Genomic DNA, 18559 nt, shown 5'->3' with positions numbered 1-18559 from the left:
TGCGGAACGGTCGCAGGTTCGAATCCTGCAGGGCTCACAGAATCCCTTTCATTTAGTTGGAAGGGATTTCTTGTTTTAAAACTAAAATAGAATGACGTGTTTAACTTATATTCTTTTTTCAAAATCTATAAATCATTATTATGTTGGATATACTTGTTCCGATTTACAAGAAAGATTAAGGAAGCATAATACAAATCATAAAGGTTTTACCGGCAGAGCAAATGATTGGCAAATTGTGTACACTGAAAGTTTTGAGAGTAAAACTGAAGCTTATGGAAGAGAAAGAGAAATTAAAAGCAAAAAATCAAGAGATTATATAGAATGGCTTATTAGTACGACATAGAGCATTCCGCATATCTGCGGAACGGTCGCAGGTTCGAATCCTGCAGGGCTCACAGAATCCCTTTCATTTAGTTGGAAGGGATTTCTTGTTTTTAATCAAATCCATATAATGTTCAGGAAATACTTTATCTATAAGTGATTTTTAGTAGTAGTTCATCGATGTTTCAAATTCAAAATAGTATTTCACCGAGTATTTTTGTCACTTTATCGGTAAAATAGTTGGTTTGTACTGATTTAAGGTTTACATTTGTCCTATATTTCATTAAACCCCAAGTCGATGAAAAACCTACTAAATAACACAATTGCGTGTGTAATTGTTATGACCGCATGTTTTAATTGCTCTGTTGAGTCAATTGAAAACGAACAACTGGAACAGTCTCTTTTTGAAACTCCAGATCCTCTAGACCCTTGTAGTAATCAGGATCCACAAGCAAGAATCACTAATAGTGGTACTGTGGCTGTAACGTTGCAAATTGCCACTATTGATGGTACAATTTTGCATACAGTAACGAATTTGGCTTCTGGCAGTGCTTCAGGTTATTTAACTTTCGCTGCTGATGACATCATTTTCAATGTATCCAAGAATACTACTGGAATTAGTGATGAAAAGGTGGTCTATACTATGGAGCAATGTATGAGTTTTGACATAGAAGTTGATCTTGATAACTATTTAACCAATAGCATTCCAGTAAACCTTTAATCAAACTTTGAGCAAATAACTACGATTTTTTCGTTGAGATAATTCGTTGTGAAAAAGAGATAGGTGTTTCCACCATCTTTAATGCGATGCTTTTTTCGGATTTGTTGTACTGTTTCTTGAAAATTTCTAGTCGTAATGTTGGCTTGGGAAACCCCTAAGCTTTTCATTTGTTTTTTGTTGTAATCTAAAACAGATTCAATTTTAAAACTGCGACCAGGAAAATCTACTAAATCATTGCTCGTGTATAAATGAGAGTGTTGCTGTAGTTTTGAAAGCTTTAGGTTTTCAGCTAAACTATTAAAACCTCCTGATTTAAGAATTGCTGAATTAGGTTCATAAAGATACTTCTGCGGATAATCAAAAGTCACCAAAGCTTTTGATTCATCGACGAACTTAAATGAGAAGTCATCTTTTTTGTCTTCAATAATATTAACGGTTTTAATAGTGATTTCATTATTAAAACCACTTTCTAATAACCATAAGAGCTCTTTAACTTCATTCTTTATGGCTACAATATGAATTTCCTTAACATGTTTTAATTCGTCTATACCTATCGATAAGTCCAATAATGGTGATGTCTTTATAGCGATACGTTGACTAGATTTAAAAAGATCATTAAGATGTTTAGGAACATTAGGTAAACAATCATTAAGGAAAAACACTTTTCCTTTACTATCATGTCTTCTAGATGGGTCTATATAGATCCAGTCATAAGTGTTTTTAGACGATAATACATGTGAAATGCCATCTGAAGATATGCTTTCGATATTTCCAACTGCTAATACGTTATTGTTATGACTTACTATTTCAGATAATTCTGAATTTATCTCACAGTGGATTACTTTATCAAATACTTTAGAAAAGTAATGACTGTCTACTCCAAAGCCACCTGTAACATCTATTATTGATGATCCAGAAAGTAATTGAGACTTGTATGATGCCGCAATTTCAGAAGAAGTTTGCTCTATGTTGAGCTTATTTGGATAGTAGATTTTTTCCGAAGAAAACCAAGTCGGTAGCTTTTTTTTACATTTTACTTTAGCTTCAATTTGATCTACAATTTCAAGTGTACTTACATGTTTGAAGTTAGTGCCTTTAAGGAGAATTTTAGAAGTTTCGGTATTAAGATTACTGCTAATAAACTCTTGAATTTCGATATTTAAAATTTCAGTATTCAAAAGCAGATTATAAACCTTGTGTTAGTTTTTTTACCACTTTATTATTGGATAAAAACTCTTTTAAAATCACTTTTATGGCTGTATAGGATGGTATAGCGACTATCATTCCAACAACACCGAAAAGGAGGCCAGCAATGATGATGATTAAGAAAATCTCTAACGGATGCGATTTAACACTTTTAGAAAATATATAAGGCTGACTACCAAAATTATCTACGAGTTGCGCAATAGCAATGAGAATACAGGTATAAATCATGTTTGGCAACATGACATCATTAAAGCTATCGCCTAAATTATTGGTCATCACTAGGAGGAGCATTAAAACCCCACCAATTAATGGCCCTAAATACGGAATGAGATTAATCAAAGCACATAAAAACGCAATAACCACAGCATTTTTAACACCAATGATTAACAAGCCAATGGTGTATATGATGAATAATATCAAAATCTGAAAGAACAAACCAACAAAATAGCGTGATAATAAATCTGATATTTTAGTGATCGAGCGTTTTGTGTTTGATTCTTTTCCGTTAGGTACAAATGTCATAATGCCTTGTTCAAACAGATTGCTGTCTTTTAAAAAGAAAAAAGCAATAAACAATACAGACATTAAACCAATACTAAAACTGCCAAGTCCAGAAACGATACTGTTAAGAAAATTTGGAATAACACTGTAATCCATGCTTGATAAAATCTTGGATTCCTTGATGGCTTGCTCAGCATCTATATGATTGAGCTCCAAATATGCTATACCAGACCTATAAAGTTCTTCAACATTTTCTTGCAAAGCGGTAATATCTAATAAAGATAAATTTTGACCTTGCTCAACAAGTAGCGGAATTAATAAACTCACAATTCCTGCAAAAATACCTACGAGAACTAGCATTGTTGTTATAACGGCAATCGCATTTCCAAACTTTAAACGCCTTCTCAAAAAGATAACTATAGGTCTTCCTATTAATGAAATTACTCCAGCAATAAGTATGTATACGATTACAGATTGTATTTTGTATAGAAAATATAGTAAAAGTGCAATTGCTACAGTAATACCTATTGCTCTAAGTATTCCGTTAGCGACAGTTCTTGAATTCATTCGATTGATTTTTACTCTATAAATATATAAAGACTTTACTTAATTAAGTTGTAGTTGTTTGGTTATTTCATATAAAGAGACACTAGTCGCCTGTACCACATTCATACTACTGTTTTGGCCAAACATATCGATATGTACGACAGCGTCGCAGTGATTAAGGATCGCTTCAGACACACCAAAGTTCTCATCACCAATAACTAATGCAATCGATGTATTCTTCGGAAATTTACAATCTATTAAAGCTGTGCTTTCTGTGGTGATTTCTAGGGCAACGATGAAATAGCCTTTGTTCTTCAATTCTGAAACGACTTCGAGAGCATCAGTTCGTAGGTCATGCTTAACCGATTTTTCGGTAGCTCTAGATGTTTTCGTTATTTTTCGACCTAACGAAATGTTCTCACCACAAAATATTAACTGCTCGACTCCAAAAGCATCCGCAGTTCTAAACAAGCTTCCAATATTTGGTGCATTGGTGACATTTTCGCAAACAACAGTTATGGGAAACGTATGTTTTTTAAAATTGGTGGAGTAGTGGTCTAGTTGCATTTAGTTTTTTCTCGCTAAGACGCAAAGGCGCAAAGCTGTTTTTATTAAAACTTTAATAAATACGGAATGTTGATCCAGATTGGTGGCTCATGTGAAACGTAAAAGCCATATCCATAATTAACGCTAAGGACCAATATGATTTACTTTTGGTTTTCATCATATTCTAATTTTCAAAAGCATACTTCACAATATTTGCTCCCATTTTAAGTGCTTTCTCTCTAACATCTTCTGGATCGTTGTGCACTTCTGGATCTTCCCAGCCATCACCAAGATCGCTTTCAAAGGTAAATAGCAATACCAATCTGTTTTTATAAAAAACCCCTAAAGCTTGTGGGCGTTTACCATCATGTTCATGAATCTTTGGTAAACCATCGGGGAATTTAAAAGCAGTATTAAAAATTTCATGATTCTTTGGTAATTCTACCAGCTCTAGATTTGGAAATACTTTTTTGAGCTCTTTTTTTATGTAAGGCTCCATTCCGTAGTTATCATCAATATGTAAGAATCCGCCCGACTGTAAATACTTCCTGAGGTTTTCGGCATCTTCATCAGAGAAAAATACATTGCCGTGACCTGTCATATGCAGCATAGGAAATTGAAAAATATCAACACTACCAACTTCAACAACCTGAGGTTTAGTATTCATTTTTGTTTTGATATTATCATTACAATATTCAATCAAATTGGGTAAGGCTGTCGGATTACTATACCAGTCTCCGCCACCTTTATATTTAACCATTGCTAAATCCTGAGCAAGAACAGTTGAACTTGCTAAACCTAGCACAACCGTAAATACTACTGTAAGATTTCTGAAATGTTGTAAATTAATCCTCATACTTCAAAAATAAAAAATAAGAGTTATGAAACATATCCTTTTAACGTTATTTTTGACACCAATATTTTTTTCTTCAGAAAAAGCAGAGCCTTATCCAATAATAGCAGTTCTATAGCTCTTTATGTAACAAGGATGTTCTGGTTATCCGCTAGCCGATAAATCACGAATGCAAATACAAAATAAAAACAGAAAGACAGCAATAATCACCTTGTCTTATCATGTCGATCATTGGAATTATTTTAGATGGAAAGCTCCATTTAGTAAAAGGAAAACATGCTATTTCTATCCCGGAATTAGTAAACGAAAAAGCCAAATTAATATTAGTTTATATAATTCAAATTTTTGATTTTTAAGCTTTTACAGGTATTCAGTTAAACTTATGATTCATTTGAATACGCAACTGAATGGCATGCAACAATTGCGGCAGTTTCAGTACGTAGTCGTGTCTCGCCAAGTGCCACGGGACTGAAGTTTTGTTGAGCTGCTTGCTCAATTTCTTTAGTGCTAAAATCACCTTCAGGACCAATAAGAATTGTAACATCCTGATTGGCCTTTAATTTTTGTTTTAAGGATTTTTTATCAGTCTCTTCGCAATGCGCTATGAATGTTTGTCCTTCAAAACTTTGATCTATAAATTCCTTAAAGGTTATGGCGTTGTTCAATTTTGGTAAATAACAGTTCAAAGATTGCTTCATTGCAGATTGTAGTATCTTTTCAAAACGATCTGCTTTAATGACTTTACGCTCACTGTTATCACAAAAGATAGGCGTGATAGTATCTATGCCAATTTCAGTAGCTTTTTCTAAAAACCATTCGTAGCGATCGTTCATTTTGGTAGGAGCAACAGCCAAATGAAGTTTGTAGCCTCGTTTTGATTGTAACTCTGAAGTCTTAATTATAGCAATGCAATTTTTAATATCTGCGAGCGTGATTTCCGCAGAAAACAACCAACCTTTTCCGTTGGTAATGTGTAATGTGTCTCCGGCAGATTTTCGCAAGACTTTTACTATATGTTTGCTTTCTTCTTTAGAGAATCGGATTTCAGAATCGTTTTCTGTTAAATCTTTATTGTAGAACAGTTGCATTATCTTCTTCTAGGTTCTGTCACTTTTAAAACTTTGGCTTCTTCGATAAGCTTTTTGCCTTGAGTCATCAAAACCACATAATACGCTTGTATTTCTGGGATATCAACTGTGAAGACATCGTTAACGGCATAGGTGGCTTCTAGAACTTGTTTTTCAAATTCTGGATGTAAGTCTCCATAGGTAAACCAACCTAAATCACCACCTTGTTTTGCAGTGTTGTTCATAGAATAGCGTTTGGCTAAATCGGTAAATCTGTATCCTTGATTATATTTTGAAATTACATTTTTACGAATCGCATTAATCTCTTCCATGGATTTTTTATTTCCGTCCAAATACACACAACTTACACGATAGTAAGGGACTTCATACTTTTCGATGACTTTATAATAGGTTTTTTGAGGCGAATCTTTAAAGTATTTTTTAGAGCCTACACCCATTTTGAAAATATCCACAGCCATTTTTGTTTTGTGCTTTTCTTCATTAAACACAATCACTTTTCCTTTCGCTGTTTTATTCTTTTTAAAGAATAGATTGACATCGTCAAGTGTTTGAATAGAATCTAAGGATTTTTCGAAATTGTCCTGAGCTACTAAAATACTAGTGAATAAGAATAGCGTTGCAGATAGTAAAACTTTAATCATAGTAAGGTTATTTTGTAATATGCTTCAAAAATAAACTTAAGAATCAACCATAAAACACTTATGACATGAAGTTTTTAAGAATTGATTGTTTATAACTTGATATTGCCGTTATTTTACAGCGATCATGCTAATCTCAACATTAACAAATTTTGGTAAGTTGGCCACTTCTACCGTTTCACGAGCAGGAGCAGTATCAGCATTAAAGTACTTCGCATAAACGTCATTTATTTTTGCAAAGTCATGCATGTCACTAATAAAAATCGACGTTTTTATGACGTTCTCAAAGGTCATGTCTGCAGCTTCTAGAACAGCTTTAAGGTTGGTCATCACCTGTTCGGTTTCCGACGTAATAGAATCCAAAACCAATTCACCTGTTGTAACGTTAATTGCAATTTGCCCTGAAGTATATAAAGTATTTCCTGTTAGAACAGCTTGATTGTATGGTCCAATTGGAGCGGGAGCGTTAGGTGTATTGATAATGGTTTTCATGATGTGCTATATTTTAAAGTTGTTGATCACGTTGTTTGCGCTTATCGTATTTAAGATCTTTAAGCAAGTTTGAGCGAATACCTATAAAGAAATTCCATTGGTTATAAGGACCAAAAGGAACCCATGTGAAATTCATTCGCCAGCTCAATAAATCACGTTCAAACCGCAATTGGGTTTGGGTAAACCCTTTGCCTACAAAATCATAACCAGAGGATGCGCCAACAGACCATCTTGGAGATAAATCGATATCACCAGAAAACATCAATGAATTACTTGATATGGTATTTTGTCTTGTCGAATTAGTATAATTCACTGCATATGCCAATCGTAGACTCCACGGAATTTTATAATTATAAAATTCGGAAGGCTCTTCCTTTTTATCTTTTTTATCATCATCGTTCAGTCGCTGGTCTGCAAAATCTTGAGGTCTTCCAAAGAGGTCATCAGCTCGACCACCACTTCTTAAATTATCTTGAATACCGCGATCTTCTTCATCACTTCCTCCTTCAAACTCTTTGCTAGATATTGAATAACTAAGATTAAGGTTGGCAGAGGTTAATCTGAATAAACTCCCACCGTTACTGATATTAAATTGGTCAATTTTCCGGTTGTTATTATCCAAGGCATAAGGGTCGAGTACCATCCCAAAGTTGATATTCATCTTATCCTTCAAAATTGTAGTTCCACCTGATACTCGCAACGGACTCCATTGTAACGAGTCACCAGCAAAATTATAGGACGTAGAGAAATTAAGGTTGTTTAGAAGCTTAATCTTTTTTGGTTCTGTGGCAGTGCTGTCACTATCTCTGACTTTTGCTTCAAAATTATTTCCTAGAGAAATCCCCATAGAACTTGAAAACGTTTTGGTTGGTACACCAAATAAAGCCCCTTCAAACCTAGTGTATTCTACTCTTTCAGCTTCATCAGCAGTTGTGCCATCGGCATTTACGATTTCGAAGGTGTCATAATAATTATCAAAAGCCGGATTGATATTGTAGCTAATAGAAGGTCGCATGACATGGCGAATCTTTTGAATCAAAGGATCTTTTCCTTCTTTTTCAAAATCGAACATCCCGTAAATGGTTGTTCCAATACTCGTACCAAAATTATAAGTAAAGAAACGATCAAACTGACTCAAGTCTTCAGTGATGATTTCTTCAGTGTCTTGGTCGTAAAACCTATTGATTGTATTGAGGGTCCAGTTTTCTTCAAAGTTGGCATTCGCACTCATACTAAAGTAATTAAATACCTTAAAATTTGTAGATATAGGAATGGAATGTACTGCACCTACGCGTGCATCATCAAACATTTCAGACTTAAAAAATAAGGAGTCAGTTGTCTGGATTCTGTTTTCTGCTCTTACGTTATACTGAAAGTTAATATTTTGGATAATCCCTTTCTTAATTCCAGTTTTAGGCTCAAAAGGAAAAACGCGACTTACACTTCCCTGCAAGGTTGGTAAGGTCATATTGATTTGCTCTGTATTGGTGTTTTGTGAGTGTGTGGCAGTCACATTCATATTGACCTGAGGCTCACCTTGAAATGTTTTAGAATAAGATATCGAAGATGCTAAGGTGTTGTTTTGTGAACTCGCCAAATTCAATTGATTAATCGATTGTCGGTAATACTGACTACTACCTAAGTTTACAGAAGCCGAAAACCGAGAACTCGGATTGGACTTCGCATCCTGACTATGAGACCATCTAATATTGTAAATCGTAGATTTCGCAAAATCAGGAAAACCTGGCTCACTATTAATTAAATTTTCATATCTAAAACTCAAATTACCATTAAATTTATAACGCGTTGCATAATTGCTTTCCAAACGCAACCCATAACTACCATTAGTATAGTAATCACCAAGAACTGCTAAATCCAAATAATCGCTTATAGCAAAATAATAACCACCATTTTGTAAAAAGTAACCTCTGTCGTTTGCTAATTCTTGACCTGGAGTTGGCATAATAACACCAGAAGTTTGTTTCTTGCTCATTGGAAAATAAGCAAAAGGCAAGCCAATTGGTGTAGGCACATCATAGATGAATAAATTGGTTAAACCAGTCACCACTTTTACACCGGGAACTACTTTTGCTTTTCGTAAGAGGAAATAATACTCGGGATCGTCTAAGTTATCTGAAGTAGTGAACTTACCATTTTGTATAAAGAGCGTGGAGTCATTTTCCATCTTTGTTTTTTCAGCAATGATGGTGCCTCCATTTTGTTCCGTTCTTGAATTAAAGATAAGTGCCTTCTTAGTTTTGGTATTAAAAATAATAGAATCGGGTTCAATCACACTTGGTCCCTGTGTAAAAACAGGTCTTTGTGAATACACTCCAGCAGAGTCTTTTAATCGTCCAGCATATACTAAATTTTTACTATGGTCAATTGTTATGATCCCAGCCTTGATATTCATGTCTTGGTAATTGACTTCAGCCTCATTATAGAGTGTGGTTTGATTTTTTCGCTGGTTCAATCTTACATATTCTTTGGCTTTGTAGTTAACGATATCTGAAAGCAATTCATTTTTCTTCGGAACAGAATCCTTTTTTACACTATCAATTTCCTTTATGTTGAGAGGTGGGGCAAGTAATGAATCAACACTTACCGAAATTGTATCCGTAACCGTTTTGGGTTTAATGGGGTCCTTAGAGTTAGGCAACTCTTGTGCAAAGCAAAACATGTTAATAAACATGGTAAAACTTAGGGTAAAAAGTATGTGTAAGCTTTTTGTACGCAATGCTTTTAAATGTATTTTTGCTAAAGTATGGCTCGGTTTTTGAATTGCCAAAATTACATATATTTTTTATGATTAATTTATAATTCAATTAATTTAAATAAAGTATCCAAAGTACGAAAACCATCGTATTTTAAAGACTTAAAATAAATCGAGTTGATAAAACGTTAAACACGTATGAAAACGACACCTCATTATAGATTCGTATTATTAATTTTGTTAATTACCAGTTTTTTAACATCAGCACACGCTTTTCAAAAAGATAAAGATAAGTTTGTGGTGGTTTTAGATGCTGGTCATGGAGGTCACGATTCTGGTAACATAGGGAATGGTCACAAAGAAAGTAGTATTGCTTTGAATATTGTACTGCAGATTGGAAAGGAATTAGAAAAAAATAAAGGCATCAAAGTTATATACACTAGAAAGAAAGATGTATTTGTAACGCTAAGAGGTCGCGCTAAAATTGCGAATGATGCTGATGCTGATTTGTTTGTTTCAGTGCATTGTAATGCGCATCACTCTCAAGCCTCAGGTACTGAAACTTTTGTGCTTGGAGTCGCGAATACCAAACGTAATATGGAGATTGCCAAAAAGGAAAACGAGGTGATTTTTCTAGAAGCCGATTACGAAAAGCATTATGAAGGTTTTGATCCAAACTCTCCGGAGTCGTTAATTGCGTTGAGTCTGTTGCAAGAAGATTATACCGAGAACAGTATCAAACTAGCAAGAATGATTGAGGATAACTTTTCTAAAGGCTTAAAACGTAAGAGTAGAGGCCTAAAGCAGGCGAGTTTATGGGTGATGCATAATACGTATATGCCTAGTGTACTTGTTGAAGTTGGTTTTCTAACCAATAAAGCTGAAGGGAGATTTCTTAATTCTTCATCTGGAAAAACTAAAATGGCAACAGCGATTAGAAAAGCGATTCTTGACTATAAATCTCATATAGAGCAAAACGTTGGCGAAAATATTTACCAAGGTAATTCTGAAAGTGCAGATATAGAAATTGAAGGTGAACCACAAATTTTTGAAAATGTTGTATTCAAAGTTCAAATCGCAGCTAGCTCGAAAAAATTAGCCCCTAAATCCTATAATTTTAAAGGGTTGAAGGATATTTCTAGAGAGAAAGTTGGAAATACCTATAAGTATTATCACGGATATACTTCAGATTATACTATTGTAAAGCAACTCCAAATTGAAGCACGAGCTAAAGGTTATAAAGACTGTTTTGTTGTAGCTCATAAAGATGGAAATAAAATAGATGTTTCCGAAGCATTAAAATCTGCATCTAATTAGAAAGGTTGTTTATATTTTTATTGCTAATTTTGTTTTAACCCAAAATTGTAAAATTTGAAAGTTTCAAGAGAAATTAAAACAGCCATACTGGTGCTTTCGGGTATCATATTATTGATATTCTTAATCAATTATCTTAAAGGTGAAAATCTATTCGAATCACCAGATACCTACTATACCGAGTTTGATTATAATGCGCTTACCAAATCTTCACCTGTGACTGTGAAAGGTAATGCTGTTGGGAAAATCAAAGACATTAAATATGATTATGAAACTGGAAAAACTAGGGTAGAGTTTACAGTTGATGATCAACTCAAATTTTCAAAGGAAAGTAAAGTGCGATTATATGCAACAGGTTTAATGGGCGGCAATGCGCTTGCTATTGTTGTCGATAATGAAGGTGAATTGGCAAAGTCTGGAGACTTTTTGAATTCTGAAGTTGAAGACGATTTGATTTCTAGTCTAACAAAAAACTTTTCAGGAGTTAGTAATAATCTAGATTCAACTCTAAAATCTGCAGATACCCTTTTGGTAAGTTTAAATAATCTTGTCGAAGATGAATCTGAAGATGGTCTAAAGAGCGCTATAGCCGAATTAAACGCAACGATGAAGTCGTTTAAAACGTTGTCCTTTTCAGTAAATGCATTGGTTAAGAATAATGATGCAAAGCTAAGTTCGCTATTGGATAATTTTGACACCATTGCACAGAATTTATCTGTAATCACTTCCGATTTACAAAAAGTTAAATTTTCTGAAACTGTTGCAAAACTTGATGAAACATTATCGTCTGTAAACAACTTGATGACTGGTATTCAAAGTGGAGACGGTACTATTGGTAAGCTTTTAAAAGACGAAGGGTTATATGATAATTTAGAGGCTGCATCCAAAGAAATGGAAGAATTGCTTAGAGATATTAAGTTGCATCCTGCTCGTTACAGACGTATTCTGTCTAAAAAGGAAATACCATATACATCACCAAAAGAAGAAGGCCAAAATAATTAAAATATAATATGGAGTATTTACCACAACTATTATTTGCCATCGCACTAGTTATTGGCATTGGTTATTTTGCTAGAAATATCAAAAAATTAATGCGTAACATCAAGCTTGGTCGTGATGCTGACGTTAGTGATAATAAATCGCAACGCTGGAAGAATTTGGCCATGATTGCACTTGGTCAAAGTAAAATGGTAAAACGACCTATAGCAGGATTTTTACATGTTATTGTGTATGTTGGATTCGTTATTATCAATATAGAAGTTCTGGAAATTATTATTGATGGATTGTTTGGAGGTGGATTGCTCTATGATGGACACCGTATTGGATTAAGTGTCCTTCCGGCCTCTGTGTATGGTTTTTTAATCGGGTCCTTTGAAATATTAGCCGTATTAGTTTTTGTGTCTGTTGTACTGTTCTGGTTGCGTCGTAATGTGATGAGATTGAAACGTTTTCTCAGTTCAGAAATGAAAGGTTGGCCAAAAAATGATGGTAACAATATTCTATATTTTGAAATGGTGTTGATGACACTGTTTTTAGTCATGAATGCTACAGACGTAGAGTTTCAGGCCATGGATTCTGGAAGTATCATCAGTCAGTATATCTCACCTTGGTTTAGTGGTTTTTCAGAAAACACACTTCATCTTATCGAAAGATCGGCTTGGTGGTTGCACATATTAGGGATTTTAATATTCTTAAATTACCTGTATTTCTCGAAGCATTTGCATATCCTTTTAGCGTTTCCGAATACATACTACGGAAAATTAACACCAAAAGGGCAATTTGAAAATCTTGAAGCAGTAACTAATGAGGTTAAAATGATGATGGATCCTAATGTAGATCCGTTTGCAGCAGCACCAGAAGGAGCTGAAACTGATGTGCCTGCAAAATTTGGAGCTAGTGATGTTCAGGATTTAAGTTGGTTGAATTTATTAAATGCTTATACATGTACGGAATGTGGGAGATGTACAAGCGAATGTCCAGCTAACCAAACCGGAAAGAAATTATCGCCTCGAAAAATCATGATGGATACACGTGATCGTATGGAGGAAGTTGGTAAAAATATTGATGCCAATAAAGGAGAATTTAAGGATGATGGTAAGCAATTGCTTGGCGATTATATCACTAATGAAGAACTGTGGGCATGTACAAGTTGTAATGCTTGTGTTGAAGCTTGTCCAATAAGTATAGATCCATTGAACATCATTATGCAAATGCGTCAATATTTGGTAATGGAGCAAAGTGCTGCACCTTTGGAACTCAATAATATGATGACTAATATTGAGAATAATGGAGCACCTTGGCCATACAATCAAATGGATCGTTTAAACTGGAAAGACGAGTAAATATGAGAGTTTTTCTTCGGAAATATCAACTCTTACTACCAATCGGATTTTGTTTGATCGGTACATCAATAAACGCTCAATCCTATAAAAAAGATTCATTACAGATTAAGAGTTACATACGTATTGAGTATCGTAATAATTATGTAAAAGACATTAAACTTTTGAGAGTATTATGCGATTATTGTACAGATATTCAAAAAGAAGCCATTGGAGAAGAAGCAATACGCAGAGGAGCTTACGAATGTTTAGATCCTAAAAACAGAATTGCGGAAGGCGATAAAAAACTCGCCATTTATATACGAATTGCAAAAAAGGATTTTGCTGCAATTAAAGATAATTAAGAATACATAAGAATAGACATATGAGCGAATTACTCAAAGTGCCAACTATGGCAGAATTTATGGCAGCAGGCAAACAGCCTGAAGTTTTGTTTTGGGTTGGATGTGCTGGAAGTTTTGATGATAGAGCCAAGAAAATAACCAAAGCATTTGTTAAGTTACTTAATAAAGCCAATGTAGAATTTGCTGTTTTAGGTACAGAAGAGAGCTGTACAGGAGATCCTGCAAAGCGTTCTGGAAATGAATTTTTATTTCAAATGCAGGCTGTTACCAATATTGAGGTCATGAATGCTTATGAAATCAAGAAAATTGTTACTGCTTGTCCGCATTGTTTCAATACCATAAAAAATGAATATCCCGGTTTAGGTGGTAATTACGAAGTTATGCACCATACGCAATTCTTAAAATCTTTGCTTTCTGAAGGTCGATTAACTATAGAAGGCGGAAAATATAAAGGAAAGCGTATTACATTCCATGATCCATGTTATTTGGGTCGTGCAAATGATGTATATGAAGCACCAAGAGATTTGATTCGAAAATTAGATGCCGAATTGGTTGAAATGAAGAGTTGCAAGTCTCGTGGGTTATGTTGTGGAGCAGGAGGCGCACAAATGTTTAAAGACGCTGAGCCTGGGGACAAAGAAGTTAATATAGAGCGTACAGAACAAGCCTTAGAGACCAAACCTCAAATTATAGCTGCTGGTTGTCCGTTTTGTAATACCATGATGACAGATGGTGTTAAGAACAAAGAAAAAGAAGATGATATTGAAGTTATGGATATTGCCGAATTAATTGCTAACGCTCAAGATTTATAGTTATGAAACCAGAAATTGACAAAAAACGAATTATAGTTGCAGCTTTGGTTGGAGGGGTTATATTTTGTATCATAGTTACTATTTTTGATTATTTCCTCGGTAGAGGGTTTTCTTGGGTACGGTTGGCTTTTTATTTCCCTTTTGCTGTTGTTATGTATGGGTATCTCACCTATCGAAATTTCAAAAAGCAAAATAAAAAATAACATCTAATTTTAGTGCTCTACATATGACCTTCACCAATACACAACTAAACAGCGAGTCACTACCAAAAATTGATGATGTCATATTAAAGCCTATTTCTAAGCATTACATTAAAATCATTGTTATAAATAACGTACTGAAGTATTCTGTAATCTTCGGAATATTAATCCTTGGTAAGTTTTTTGTAAAAAAGGAAGTCTTTCAAGATAACTTTTGGATTCTGTTTTTAATTATATTGATCTTAGGTGTGTTTAATTTTATAATTGCTTTCCTAGCTTTTAAAAAACGAAAATATGCTATTAGAGAACACGATGTCATTTATGCTCAAGGATTATTTGTAAATTCAATTACGACAGTACCTATCTCTAGAATTCAACATATTGAAGAATCGAGAAGTTGGTTAGCTAGACAATTTAATTTGGCTACGCTTAATATCTATTCAGCTGGAGAATCTGGCAGTGATTTAAGTATTAAAGGCTTACCTCATGAAGAAGCTAGGCAAGTAAACGACTTTATAAGCACTAAGGTAAATGGAAATAACTAATTTTTCTCAACCTATTAGGCAGTCTTCCAAAGGTATAATTATAATTTTTGCGTTTAATACGTTTAAGTTTTTTAAGCGATTTTTTGTTTTATTTATTGCTTTCGGGTTGTCTCTTTCGAAAAAGAAATCCTTTGCAAACCTAACACCAACTGCGATTCTATTAATTATCATAGGTATTTTAATTGTGCTTCTTATTATCGCTTTTCTGAAATATTTGAACTTCAAATTTCACTTAAGCGAAGATGATTTTCATTTATCAACGGGAATTTTTAATAAGGAGAATACAATCATTCCGAAGTCAAAAATTCAAAACGTCTACATCAAGCAGAACTTTTTGCAGCAAATTATAAATGTTGTTTCCTTAAATATCGAAACCGCAGGTGATAATAAGTCTGAAATTAAAATTAGCGCACTTGATAAACCAACCGCTCTTAGGCTCAAAAAAGAACTATTTAATAAGTCAGAAGTTAGTGAAGGGCTTGCTGAGGAAACTATTGGAACCAAAACTGTTTTCTTTAGAGTATCGACAAAACGATTATTATTAGAAGGTATTTCTCAAAATCATATAAAGAGTTTTGCGATTATAGCATCATTCGTTTTTGGTTTGTATTATGAATTTAAGGACTATGTTCAAGATTTAAAACTTCGAGAGCGCATTGAAGAGGTGGTTCATCTGGATGAGGAGAGTGTCTTCAATATGATTGTACTTAATTTAGTTTTTATTCTTTTAGCTGTTTTCATTTCATTAGTATTTTCAGTTGTAAAAACAGTTATTGCTAATTTTAATCTTGAAGTTGTTGAAAATCAGAAAACCATAGAGATTAATAAAGGTTTGATTAATAAAGTTTCGCTGAGTTTAACACCAAGTCGCATTCAAAATATCGTTATTAAAACTAATCGTATCAAGCAGTATTTCGGATTGCATACATTGTTTGTAAAGCAGGCAATGGTCAATGCGAAACAACGAAAGAACTTTGTTATTATCGCCTTGGAGAAAGCACAAGTAAACCATTTGGTTGATAAACTTTTGGTTAATTACACAAGTAATTTAGACGTATTTAAACCAAGATCTTATTATAAACGCATATTAGCATTAGATATGATTTTACTTGCAACTATCATTAATATCCCTGGGTTTTTAATCATTGGAAATAGGATGTGGTGGATTAATCTCATAATACTTATAGTAGCCGTTTTGTATATACATTTTAGTTATAAAAAAGCGCATTATAAAATCGATGATGAGTTTGTAACTATCGGAAGCGGATTTATAGATACAACAACAAATATTCTTGAGATTCATAAAATACAAGCCGTAAAACTCAAACAGACAATATTTCAGAAGCGAAGAAAAATCACATCAGTCATTATATCTACAGCATCAAAGTCGGTAAAGATTCCTTATGTTTCTGATAACGAAGCAAAATCGATTTATGATTTCTTAATATTTAAGGTGGAATCTCAGAACAGAGATTGGATGTAAAATCGTATTATTGTATTCAGAAAATAAAGAAATTATGCTAGTCGATTTTAATACACTTCCCGAAGAATCTCGCGTTTGGATATACCAAGCCAACCGATCATTTACAGAAGATGAACTTATAGAAATCAAAGAAAAACTCGATATTTTTATTGAGAACTGGACTGCTCATGGTAGTGATTTGCAATCTGGTTATACAATTGAATATAAGAGATTTATAGTCATTGCCTTAAATCAAAGCTTAAGTTCGGCTACTGGTTGTAGCATCGATGCTTCTGTACATTTTATTCAGCAAATGGAAAAGGATTATAATGTGGATTTAATGGATAAAATGAATGTGTCTTATAAGCAAGGTGAGTATGTCGCACACAAAACTTTACTCGACTTTAAGAAAATGGCTAAAGACAAAGCGGTTTCGAAAAACACTATTGTTTTTAATAATCTAGTGACAAATATTGCAGAGTTCAAAGAAAACTGGGAAGTTCCAGCTAGTGAAAGCTGGCATAGTAGATTTTTAAAATAAATTAAAGTTACATTTAAAATATGATCAACGATATTTTTTTACTTAACATATCTGGACAAGATAAGCCAGGATTAACCTCTAGTTTAACCAATGTTTTGTCTGATTATGGCGCTAAAGTATTAGATATAGGACAAGCAAACATACATGACACATTATCTTTAGGTATTCTCTTTGAAATTGAGTCTGGAAATAATTCTGCAGCAGTATTAAAAGATTTACTTTTTAAAGCTTATGAACTTGGTGTTACTGCTAAGTTCACTCCAATTTCACTTGAAGATTATGAGAGTTGGGTAAAGCTCCAAGGTAAAGATCGATATATCATAACTATTTTAGGTGAAAAATTATCTGCTGAGCAAATAGCTATGGTCACTGAAGTGATTTCAGAAAAGAATTTAAATATTGATGCTATAAAACGACTTACGGGTCGTACCTCACTGGTTAACAAAGAAGAATATCCTAGAGCTTCTATACAGTTATCTATTCGTGGAAAAATTGATTGTAAAGCAGATTTTACTGAAAAATTCATGCAGATTTCAAAAGATTTAAATGTCGATATTGCATTTCAAGAAGATAATATTTTTAGGAGAAACAGACGGCTAGTTTGTTTTGATATGGATTCTACACTTATTCAAGCCGAAGTTATTGATAGATTAGCAGAACTAGCAGGAGTTGGGCCTGAGGTAAAAGCAATTACTGAATCTGCCATGCAAGGAGACATAGATTTTAAAGAAAGTTTTAAAAAACGCATGAAACTTTTAAAAGGTTTAAGCGAAGATGTGCTTCATGATGTTGCCGTTAACTTACCGATAACAAAAGGCGCGAAACGGCTTATTGATACACTAAAAAGTTACGGATTTAAAACCGCTATTCTATCTGGTGGCTTTTCATATTTTGGTCATTATCTACAAAAAGAATTAGGGATGGACTACGTATATGCCAACGAATTAGAAATTAAAGATGGTGTTTTAACAGGGGGTTATATTGGCGACATTGTAGATGGTAATAAAAAAGCAGAATATCTTAAAGAAATTGCAAAAAAAGAAGGTATAGATATTAGCCAAACTATTGCGGTTGGTGATGGTGCAAACGATTTGCCAATGCTTAATTTGGCAGGATTAGGTATTGCATTTCATGCAAAACCAACAGTAAAAGATAATGCACAAAATTCTATATCAAGTATAGGCTTAGATGGTGTACTATATCTATTAGGGTATCATGACAGACATATCGATTTGCTCGAATAAATATCATTTATGAAAATCATTGAACAGTTACCATATCATGAGAGCAACCAACTTGAAGGGTAGTTATACTTTGGTGAAAATACTGTCTCATTTAAACCCTGACCCATTCTAGAAAACATCAATAAGTTGTTCA

The 18559-nt window shown here is 33.8% G+C and carries 20 protein-coding genes and 1 pseudogene; 13 read left to right on the top strand and 8 right to left on the bottom strand.

Annotated elements, in window-relative coordinates:
- The first annotated feature begins 91 nt into the window (after positions 1-91).
- Entirely contained in the window at positions 92-343 is a 252-nt protein-coding gene (locus V7719_RS16725; RefSeq protein ID WP_335731094.1) for a GIY-YIG nuclease family protein, read from the top strand.
- A 276-nt stretch (positions 344-619) separates the two neighbouring features.
- Positions 620-1042: a hypothetical protein gene (locus V7719_RS16720; RefSeq protein WP_335731093.1), complete on the top strand. Its 423-nt coding sequence runs from the start codon at positions 620-622 to the stop codon at positions 1040-1042.
- Here the strand turns inward: V7719_RS16720 and V7719_RS16715 are convergent.
- The 4 genes from V7719_RS16715 to V7719_RS16700 form a co-directional block, all read right to left on the bottom strand.
- Positions 1039-2220: a THUMP-like domain-containing protein gene (locus V7719_RS16715; RefSeq protein WP_335731092.1), complete on the bottom strand. Its 1182-nt coding sequence runs from the start codon at positions 2218-2220 to the stop codon at positions 1039-1041. The two genes, V7719_RS16720 and V7719_RS16715, sit on opposite strands and share 4 nt — an antisense overlap.
- A 7-nt stretch (positions 2221-2227) precedes the next feature.
- A complete protein-coding gene (locus tag V7719_RS16710; RefSeq protein ID WP_335731091.1) occupies positions 2228-3316 on the bottom strand; it encodes an AI-2E family transporter in 1089 nt (362 codons plus the stop codon).
- Between the two features lie 39 nt (positions 3317-3355).
- Positions 3356-3862 carry a TrmH family RNA methyltransferase gene (locus V7719_RS16705; RefSeq protein ID WP_335731090.1) on the bottom strand — a complete coding sequence of 169 codons (507 nt, stop codon included), beginning with the start codon at positions 3860-3862 and terminating at the stop codon, positions 3356-3358.
- A gap of 163 nt (positions 3863-4025) precedes the next feature.
- On the bottom strand, positions 4026-4697 hold the full coding sequence (locus tag V7719_RS16700) for a DUF4159 domain-containing protein (RefSeq protein ID WP_335731089.1): 672 nt from the start codon (positions 4695-4697) through the stop codon (positions 4026-4028).
- A gap of 139 nt (positions 4698-4836) precedes the next feature.
- On the opposite strand from V7719_RS16700, the pseudogene V7719_RS18825 reads away from it, so the two are divergent.
- Positions 4837-5043: pseudogene (locus V7719_RS18825) on the top strand (hypothetical protein); the annotation flags it as partial.
- A gap of 31 nt (positions 5044-5074) precedes the next feature.
- On the opposite strand, the gene V7719_RS16695 reads toward V7719_RS18825, so the two are convergent.
- From V7719_RS16695 to V7719_RS16680, 4 genes are all read right to left on the bottom strand, one after another.
- Positions 5075-5782 (bottom strand): 16S rRNA (uracil(1498)-N(3))-methyltransferase, encoded by a 708-nt coding sequence (locus V7719_RS16695; RefSeq protein ID WP_335731088.1) that lies wholly within the window; start codon positions 5780-5782, stop codon positions 5075-5077.
- Positions 5782-6423, bottom strand: a complete 642-nt coding sequence (locus tag V7719_RS16690) for a peptidylprolyl isomerase (protein ID WP_335731087.1) — start codon at positions 6421-6423, stop codon at positions 5782-5784. The genes V7719_RS16695 and V7719_RS16690 overlap by 1 nt, the downstream gene beginning before the upstream one ends.
- Positions 6424-6531: 108 nt before the next feature.
- Complete coding sequence (locus V7719_RS16685) at positions 6532-6912, bottom strand: Rid family detoxifying hydrolase (protein ID WP_335731086.1); 381 nt, start codon at positions 6910-6912, stop codon at positions 6532-6534.
- A gap of 13 nt (positions 6913-6925) precedes the next feature.
- Entirely contained in the window at positions 6926-9700 is a 2775-nt protein-coding gene (locus tag V7719_RS16680) for a putative LPS assembly protein LptD (protein ID WP_335731085.1), read from the bottom strand.
- Positions 9701-9823: 123 nt separating this feature from the next.
- Between V7719_RS16680 and V7719_RS16675 the strand changes: the two genes are divergently transcribed.
- From V7719_RS16675 to serB, 10 genes are read left to right on the top strand one after another with little or no spacing between them, the layout of a single operon-like run.
- Positions 9824-10942, top strand: coding sequence for an N-acetylmuramoyl-L-alanine amidase family protein (locus tag V7719_RS16675; protein WP_335731084.1), 1119 nt, complete (start codon positions 9824-9826; stop codon positions 10940-10942).
- Positions 10943-10996: 54 nt separating this feature from the next.
- Complete coding sequence (locus V7719_RS16670; protein WP_335731083.1) at positions 10997-11941, top strand: MlaD family protein; 945 nt, start codon at positions 10997-10999, stop codon at positions 11939-11941.
- Between the two features lie 8 nt (positions 11942-11949).
- The gene (locus V7719_RS16665; protein WP_335731082.1) at positions 11950-13281 is read left to right on the top strand and encodes a 4Fe-4S dicluster domain-containing protein; all 1332 of its coding nucleotides are present in this window, start codon (positions 11950-11952) and stop codon (positions 13279-13281) included.
- A 53-nt stretch (positions 13282-13334) separates the two neighbouring features.
- A complete protein-coding gene (locus tag V7719_RS16660) occupies positions 13335-13622 on the top strand; it encodes a hypothetical protein (protein ID WP_335731081.1) in 288 nt (95 codons plus the stop codon).
- A gap of 20 nt (positions 13623-13642) precedes the next feature.
- Positions 13643-14434: a (Fe-S)-binding protein gene (locus tag V7719_RS16655; protein ID WP_335731080.1), complete on the top strand. Its 792-nt coding sequence runs from the start codon at positions 13643-13645 to the stop codon at positions 14432-14434.
- A 2-nt stretch (positions 14435-14436) separates the two neighbouring features.
- A complete protein-coding gene (locus tag V7719_RS16650) occupies positions 14437-14637 on the top strand; it encodes a hypothetical protein (RefSeq protein WP_335731079.1) in 201 nt (66 codons plus the stop codon).
- Between the two features lie 23 nt (positions 14638-14660).
- Entirely contained in the window at positions 14661-15179 is a 519-nt protein-coding gene (locus V7719_RS16645) for a PH domain-containing protein (RefSeq protein WP_335731078.1), read from the top strand.
- Positions 15166-16662 carry a PH domain-containing protein gene (locus tag V7719_RS16640; RefSeq protein ID WP_335731077.1) on the top strand — a complete coding sequence of 499 codons (1497 nt, stop codon included), beginning with the start codon at positions 15166-15168 and terminating at the stop codon, positions 16660-16662. Before V7719_RS16645 ends, V7719_RS16640 begins: the two co-directional genes overlap by 14 nt.
- Before the next feature lie 34 nt (positions 16663-16696).
- Positions 16697-17182, top strand: a complete 486-nt coding sequence (locus tag V7719_RS16635; protein ID WP_335731076.1) for an ABC transporter ATPase — start codon at positions 16697-16699, stop codon at positions 17180-17182.
- Between the two features lie 20 nt (positions 17183-17202).
- Positions 17203-18426, top strand: a complete 1224-nt coding sequence (gene serB, locus V7719_RS16630; protein ID WP_335731075.1) for a phosphoserine phosphatase SerB — start codon at positions 17203-17205, stop codon at positions 18424-18426.
- Positions 18427-18559: the final 133 nt, after the last annotated feature.

It is taken from the genome of Psychroserpens sp., assembly GCF_036960315.1.
In the GTDB taxonomy this organism is placed as follows: domain Bacteria; phylum Bacteroidota; class Bacteroidia; order Flavobacteriales; family Flavobacteriaceae; genus Psychroserpens.
The sequence above is the reverse complement of the archived record's forward strand: the minus strand, read 5'-3'. Positions and strand labels throughout refer to the sequence as shown.

Bases quoted from the DNA above. Each gene is read 5' to 3' on its own strand.
- V7719_RS16650 (WP_335731079.1), top strand. From the start codon at position 14,437: ATGAAACCAGAAATTGACAAAAAACGAATTATAGTTGCAGCTTTGGTT.
- V7719_RS16690 (WP_335731087.1), bottom strand. From the start codon at position 6,423: ATGATTAAAGTTTTACTATCTGCAACGCTATTCTTATTCACTAGTATT.
- V7719_RS16675 (WP_335731084.1), top strand. From the start codon at position 9,824: ATGAAAACGACACCTCATTATAGATTCGTATTATTAATTTTGTTAATT.
- V7719_RS16685 (WP_335731086.1), bottom strand. From the start codon at position 6,912: ATGAAAACCATTATCAATACACCTAACGCTCCCGCTCCAATTGGACCA.
- V7719_RS16645 (WP_335731078.1), top strand. From the start codon at position 14,661: ATGACCTTCACCAATACACAACTAAACAGCGAGTCACTACCAAAAATT.
- V7719_RS16665 (WP_335731082.1), top strand. From the start codon at position 11,950: ATGGAGTATTTACCACAACTATTATTTGCCATCGCACTAGTTATTGGC.
- V7719_RS16700 (WP_335731089.1), bottom strand. From the start codon at position 4,697: ATGAGGATTAATTTACAACATTTCAGAAATCTTACAGTAGTATTTACG.
- V7719_RS16695 (WP_335731088.1), bottom strand. From the start codon at position 5,782: ATGCAACTGTTCTACAATAAAGATTTAACAGAAAACGATTCTGAAATC.
- V7719_RS16655 (WP_335731080.1), top strand. From the start codon at position 13,643: ATGAGCGAATTACTCAAAGTGCCAACTATGGCAGAATTTATGGCAGCA.
- V7719_RS16710 (WP_335731091.1), bottom strand. From the start codon at position 3,316: ATGAATTCAAGAACTGTCGCTAACGGAATACTTAGAGCAATAGGTATT.
- serB (WP_335731075.1), top strand. From the start codon at position 17,203: ATGATCAACGATATTTTTTTACTTAACATATCTGGACAAGATAAGCCA.
- V7719_RS16705 (WP_335731090.1), bottom strand. From the start codon at position 3,862: ATGCAACTAGACCACTACTCCACCAATTTTAAAAAACATACGTTTCCC.
- V7719_RS16720 (WP_335731093.1), top strand. From the start codon at position 620: ATGAAAAACCTACTAAATAACACAATTGCGTGTGTAATTGTTATGACC.
- V7719_RS16635 (WP_335731076.1), top strand. From the start codon at position 16,697: ATGCTAGTCGATTTTAATACACTTCCCGAAGAATCTCGCGTTTGGATA.
- V7719_RS16725 (WP_335731094.1), top strand. From the start codon at position 92: ATGACGTGTTTAACTTATATTCTTTTTTCAAAATCTATAAATCATTAT.
- V7719_RS16640 (WP_335731077.1), top strand. From the start codon at position 15,166: ATGGAAATAACTAATTTTTCTCAACCTATTAGGCAGTCTTCCAAAGGT.